The sequence below is a fragment of the Actinomycetota bacterium genome (assembly GCA_018333515.1).
Taxonomy (GTDB): domain Bacteria; phylum Actinomycetota; class Aquicultoria; order Aquicultorales; family Aquicultoraceae; genus Aquicultor.
Map to the genome: position 1 here is coordinate 118,979 of JAGXSZ010000031.1, position 6,000 is coordinate 124,978.

The window sequence follows — 6,000 nt, forward strand, 5'->3', positions numbered from 1 at the left end:
CCTAAACTTCGTGCCCTTGCAGGAGGAATATTTAAAGCAATTCCTCCTGTGTTGCCTCACTTCGTTCGTGCCCCCAGGGGAATTCGAATCCCCGCCGCCGCCTTGAAAGGGCGGTGTCCTAGGCCCCTAGACGATGGGGGCATGGTGAGCCGTGAAGGGCTCGAACCTTCGACACCCGGATTAAAAGTCCGGTGCTCTACCAACTGAGCTAACGGCCCAAGTCATTTAGGTATAAATGCCTTGAACAAAAATATTGTAGCGGCACACGCTATACCGCTACAGCAAAAGTTATGATACTACAGGTTAATGCCGGATGTCAATCCTATAATCGCCGCACCAGCCAAACCTCTCCGCACAAACCGATACGCCCTGCCTCGCGAAAAAGGCTGGGTTTACAAGTAAGCCCAGCCTAAAATACTAAGCCCTTTTTTAGTGGCGGAAATGGCGCTTGCCGGTGAAGACCAGCGCGATGCCGTGCTCGTTGGCCGCCGCGATGACCTCGTCGTCGCGGACGGAACCGCCCGGCTCGGCGATACACGCCGCGCCCGCCTCGACCGCCGCATCAAGACCGTCCCTAAACGGGAAGAAAGCGTCCGATGCCACGACCGCGCCTTTGACTTTGTCGCCGCCCTTGCGCGCCCCGAGCCAAGTCGAGTCGACCCTGCTCATCTGGCCGGCGCCGACGCCGACGGTCGCCCGGTCTTTGACGTAGATGATGGCGTTCGACTTGACGTGTTTCGCGACCTTCCAGGCAAAGACCATGTCTTTCCACTGCGCGTCGGTCGGCTTGACCTCGCTGACCACCTGCCAGTTGGCGGCGGACTCTTCGATGTTGTCGAAGTCCTGCACGAGAACCCCGCCGTCTACCCGACGCAGGTCGCGCCCGAAGTAGGTCTTCTTGGTTACGCCGCCGGTATCGATTAGCCTGAGGTCCGACTTTCTCGTCAAGACATCGAGCGCTTCCTGGTCGTATCCTGGGGCGATGACGACTTCGATGAATATCCGCGCAATCTTCTCGGCGGTCGCCTTATCTACCATCTGGTTGACGGCGACAATGCCGCCGAACGCCGATATGGTGTCGCTTTCATACGCTTTCTGGTACGCGTCGGCGAGATCGGAGCCGACCGCGCAGCCGCACGAGTTGTTGTGCTTGATGATGGCGCACGCGGGCTCTTCGAACTCACACGCCAAGCCCCACGCCGCATCCATATCCAAGATATTGTTGTAAGAGAGCTCTTTGCCGTGGATTTGCTTGAAGTTGACCAGCGCGTCCTCCGGGGCGCCCGCCTGGCGATAATACGCCGCTTTCTGGTGCGGGTTCTCGCCGTAGCGCGGCTCCATTATCTTTTCGAAGGTGTAGCTTACGACATCCGGGAACTCGTCTTTTCCCGCCAGATATTGGGCGATGGTCGAGTCGTACTGTCCGGTATGCTTAAAAGCCGCCCGGCAGAGCGCGAAGCGTGTATCCCGCCCGATAGCCCCGTCGTTCGCCTGCATCTCATCGATAATCTTCGCATACCACATCGATTCCACGACGACCGCCACGCCCTCGAAGTTCTTAGCCGCCGCCCGAATCATCGTCGGCCCGCCGATATCGATATTTTCAATCGCGTCATCGAGCACGACATCGGGTTTAGCGATGGTCGCCGCGAAGGGATAGAGATTGACGCAGACCAGATCGATGGGGCCGATACCGGCCTCTTCTATCTGGCGCATGTGGTCCTCTTTTCTGCGGTCCGCCAAGATGCCCCCGGCGATTTTGGGATGCATGGTCTTGACGCGCCCCTCCATCATCTCGGGAAAACCCGTGTAGTCGGAGACCTCGATGACCTCGATGCCGGCATCGCGCAGCGCCTTGGCGGTACCGCCGGTCGAGAGAATCTCTACGCCAAAGGTCGACAAGCCTTTTGCGAACTCGACGATTCCGGTCTTATCCGAGACGCTTACAATCGCTCTTTGAATCTTGATTTTATCTATCATCCATCGCCTCCTATAGTCAACGTTTACGTTTTACTCAACACTTATGCTTACAAGCGAATATTCCACTAAAGATTATACTTTAAGCTTGAAGGTTCGGCTATGGAAGTTGCGATAGTTTTTGTTACGAACTAACAGCGGCTCGCGTGCGGTTCATGACATGACCACGCCCCTACTCCTTAATCCGCACTTTCCTACCGACGACCTCCAGGCGGCCCTCGGAGTAGAGCTTGATGGCTTCGGGCAGTATCCGGTGCTCGATTTCGTGGACTCGCGCAGCGAGCGTCTCTTCGGTATCGTCTTCGCGAACGGCGAGCGCTTCCTGGAGGATTATAGGGCCTTCGTCGAAGACCTCGTTGGCGAAGTGTACGGTGACCCCGGCGACCTTTACGCCATAGTCGAGGGCGTCTTTGATGCCGTGGGCGCCGGCGAAAGAAGGCAGAAGCGCCGGGTGGAGATTGACGACCCGGTTTACGTAGGCATCGAGAACCTCTTTGCCGAGAAGGCGCATGTAGCCCGCCATCACGACCAGCTCGACGTCGTGCTCTTTGAGCGTGTCCCGAATCGCGCTGTTGTAGGACGCCTCGTCGGCGAAGGCTTTGCGCGGCAAGACGACGCGCGCTATGCCGTGCTGCTCGGCGCGGACCAGGCCGTAAGCGTCGGCGCGGTTGCTGATGACGACCGCGACCTCGGCCCCGAGTTCGCCGGCCTCGCAGCTGTCGATGACGGCCTGCAGGTTCGACCCGCTTCCCGATATCAAAACACCGAGCTTAACCGACATATCTCGTCTCTCCTTTGCCGGCGACGACCTCGCCTATCACATAGACCTCCTCGCCTTCGGCGATGAGGATATCACGCGCTTTCTCGGCGTCGCCTTTGGCGACCACGACGACCATGCCGATACCCATGTTGAAGGTCTTGAGCATCTCATCGAGCGCGACGCCGCCCTCGCGCTGCACGAACTCGATGACCGGCGTCGTCTCCCAGGAACCGAGCGCAAGCTCGGCGTCGACGGTCCGCGGCAGGATTCGCGGTATATTGTTGGTCAGGCCGCCTCCCGTGATGTGGGCGAGTCCTTTTATGTTGAATTCTCTCATCAGCATCCGAATGCTCTTTACGTAGATTCTCGTCGGCTCGATTAGCTCTTCGCCCAGACTGCGACCGCCGTCCCAATAAGCGCGCTCCAGTAAAAATCCGCCATCATCTACCAACTTTCGGACGAGTGAGTAGCCGTTGCTATGCAGGCCCGATGAGGCAAGGCCAAGTATAACGTCGCCTTTTTCGATTTTTTCACCGGTGATTATATCGGGCTTGTCGACGACGCCGACGGCAAAACCCGCCAGGTCGTACTCGCCGGGCTCGTAGAAGCCGGGCATCTCGGCGGTCTCACCGCCGAGCAAGGCGCAGCCCGCCTGCCGGCACCCCTCGGCGATACCTTCGATGACCGCCGCCGCCTGATGCGGCTCGAGCGTGCCGGTCGCGAAGTAGTCGAGAAAGAATAGCGGCTCGGCCCCCTGCACGAGGATATCGTTGACACACATCGCCACCAGGTCGATGCCGACAGTGTCGTGCCTGTTGAGCGCCTGCGCGATTTTGAGCTTGGTCCCGACGCCATCGGTTCCCGAAACCAAAACCGGCTCTTTGTATCTTGCGGTATCAAGTGAAAAAAGGCCGCCGAAGCCGCCTATGTCGGTCAAAACGCCCGGTCGAAAGGTCGATCGCACCGATTTTTTTATGAGTTCGACCACCTTTTCGCCCGCGTCGATATCGACGCCCGCGTCCTTGTAGGTAAGCCCCTTCTTATCCTGTTTATCCATCTACCTTGGCTTGCTCCTCTTCCAGCATCAACTTGGTTATCTTTAAGTCATCCGGCACATCGACCGGATAATTTCCGTCAAAACACGCGAGACAGAAGTCCTCGCGTTTATTACCGGTCGCCCTGACCAGTCCTTCGAGGCTTAAGTAGCTCAGACTGTCGGCCCCGATAAATTTACGTATCGCCTCATTGGTGTTGACCGCGGCTACGAGCTGGCCCTGGTCGGCCGTGTCGATACCGTAGAAGCACGGCCACTCGACCGGCGGCGAACTGACGCGCATATGGACCTCGGTCGCGCCCGCCTCGCGCAGCATCGCCACGAGCTTCTGGCTGGTGTTGCCGCGCACAACGCTGTCATCGACGACGACTACCCGCTTGCCCTTGACTACTTCGCTAAGCGGGTTGAGCTTGAGCTTTATGCCGACCTGGCGTATCGTCTGCGTCGGCTGTATAAAAGTCCGCCCTATATAGCGGTTTTTTACGAAAGCTTCGCGATATGGGATACCCGATTCCTGCGAATAGCCGATTGCCGCCGGCACCCCTGAATCCGGCACCCCGGTGACGAGGTCGGCGTCGCAGGGAGCCTCTTTGGCCAGCTCGATACCCATCGCCTCGCGCGCGCTGTAGAGCAGCCGCCCGAGAAGTTTGGTGTCGGGGCGGGCAAAATATATAAACTCAAATATACAGAGCGAAGATTTCTTGGGCTCGGCGCCTTGTTCGCTGCGCAGCCCGTTTTGGTCGATGATGATAAGCTCACCCGGTGCGACATCTCGAACATACTCCGCGCCGACGATGTCGAGCGCGCAGCTCTCCGAAGCGACGACATAATGCTCGCCGCGTTTACCGATGACCATCGGGCGTATGCCGTACGGGTCGCGCATGCCGTAGAGGGTCTGCTCGGTCAAGATGAGGACGGAGTAAGCCCCGTTTATCATCTTCATAGTCTCTTTGATGGCCTGCTCGATTCCCATCCCCTGGTCGGCCCGCGACGCCACGAGCGACGCGATGACCTCGCTATCGGAGGTCGACCGGAAACGGATGCCCTCTTTGCGCATATCTTCGCGGAGTTCTTGCATGTTGATGAGGTTGCCGTTGTGCGCGAGCGCGACGCTCCCGCCGCTGAAGGTCTTATAGACCGGCTGCGCGTTCTCCCACAGGCTCGAGCCCGTCGTGGAATAGCGCACGTGCCCTATCGCGATATCGCCCTGGAGTGTGCCGAGGTTGCGCTCATCAAAGACCTGCGTCAAAAGACCCATGTCTTTATAGATGATGGTGGACTGCCCGTCCGAGACCGCCATGCCGGCGCTCTCCTGTCCCCGGTGCTGGAGAGTGTGCAACCCGAAGTAGGTCAGCCTGCTAACATCCTCTCCGGGCGCGTATATCCCGAAGACTCCACAGGCCTCTTCGGGCTTGTCGGGCCGATTGTCGTCAAACTCAGAACTCAACGTTTTCTCCTCGCGGATTTAGTGACTATAGAATAGCAGATATCTTTGGTGAGATACAGGTGTAAGCTTACAGGGGATGTAGCCGGCTTTGGTTAGAGGAGCTTGGCATTCGCAGGATGATTTTCTTACCGTCCCCGTTGGGACCAAGCAATCCGAAGATACCTTCCCCGATAACCAGGTCGATACCTTTGAGCGCTTCGATATTGTGGTCGGAATGGGGCGAAATTTACAGTCTGTTCCCCTGTACTGGCTCGGCGGCTCCTTCTCTTGAGAAATCGAATTTGTGATCTGCTATTTCTCCGAGTAGCATAGTTGTATCAAAATCATCAAAAAACCCTGATCTAATGTTCCTTCGTCAACATAAGGTGTCTGAAGGGCAGCTTTTAGGCAAAAGTGGCTTTTCTCACGGTAGTTATTGGCAAACAGAAGTGCTCTAGCAGCATGAAACATGGACTCCAATGAAGCTAAGCTCTTCTAACCCCATTTTAATTGATTGATTTATTTCTTTTCTGCGTTAACTACACTACTTATTGCATCATAACTATCCTTCTCCACTGCTTGAGGTGTTGGGATTTGGCTAAGTGGCGCAGGGATATAAACAACTCCCCCATCAGGCGCACCATTTTGTTCAAAATAAAACTTCAACGAATCAGGAATAAGCTTCCCGTGAGAATCAAGTGTGCCTGCAACCTTAACCCGCACAACACCTGTCTGATCGGTATTGATACACTGGTTTAATTCCTGGCGCCAAATCTCGATATC

6 protein-coding genes and 2 tRNA genes are annotated in these 6,000 nt (G+C 56.7%); 1 reads left to right on the forward strand and 7 read right to left on the reverse strand.

The annotated features are described in order from the left end of the window. Positions 1-68: 68 nt before the first annotated feature. The 6 genes from KGZ93_09265 to purF all read right to left on the reverse strand — a co-directional run bounded on the left by KGZ93_09265 (position 69) and on the right by purF (position 5,256). Positions 69-141, reverse strand: a tRNA-Glu gene (locus tag KGZ93_09265). 1 nt (position 142) lies between these two features. Next, positions 143-218, reverse strand: a tRNA-Lys gene (locus KGZ93_09270). A gap of 211 nt (positions 219-429) precedes the next feature. Further along, on the reverse strand, positions 430-1,980 hold the full coding sequence (gene purH, locus KGZ93_09275; protein ID MBS3909794.1) for a bifunctional phosphoribosylaminoimidazolecarboxamide formyltransferase/IMP cyclohydrolase: 1,551 nt from the start codon (positions 1,978-1,980) through the stop codon (positions 430-432). A gap of 169 nt (positions 1,981-2,149) precedes the next feature. Beyond that, positions 2,150-2,758: a phosphoribosylglycinamide formyltransferase gene (locus KGZ93_09280; GenBank protein ID MBS3909795.1), complete on the reverse strand. Its 609-nt coding sequence runs from the start codon at positions 2,756-2,758 to the stop codon at positions 2,150-2,152. Further along, positions 2,748-3,794, reverse strand: coding sequence for a phosphoribosylformylglycinamidine cyclo-ligase (locus KGZ93_09285; GenBank protein ID MBS3909796.1), 1,047 nt, complete (start codon positions 3,792-3,794; stop codon positions 2,748-2,750). Before KGZ93_09285 ends, KGZ93_09280 begins: the two co-directional genes overlap by 11 nt. Continuing rightward, the gene (gene purF, locus KGZ93_09290; protein ID MBS3909797.1) at positions 3,787-5,256 is read right to left on the reverse strand and encodes an amidophosphoribosyltransferase; all 1,470 of its coding nucleotides are present in this window, start codon (positions 5,254-5,256) and stop codon (positions 3,787-3,789) included. The genes KGZ93_09285 and purF overlap by 8 nt, the downstream gene beginning before the upstream one ends. Positions 5,257-5,326: 70 nt before the next feature. On the opposite strand from purF, the gene KGZ93_09295 reads away from it, so the two are divergent. Further along, positions 5,327-5,509 carry a hypothetical protein gene (locus KGZ93_09295; GenBank protein ID MBS3909798.1) on the forward strand — a complete coding sequence of 61 codons (183 nt, stop codon included), beginning with the start codon at positions 5,327-5,329 and terminating at the stop codon, positions 5,507-5,509. 227 nt (positions 5,510-5,736) lie between these two features. On the opposite strand, the gene KGZ93_09300 is transcribed toward KGZ93_09295, so the two are convergent. Beyond that, positions 5,737-6,000, reverse strand: a 264-nt coding sequence (locus KGZ93_09300) for a hypothetical protein (GenBank protein MBS3909799.1), incomplete at its 5' end; no start/stop codon positions are given.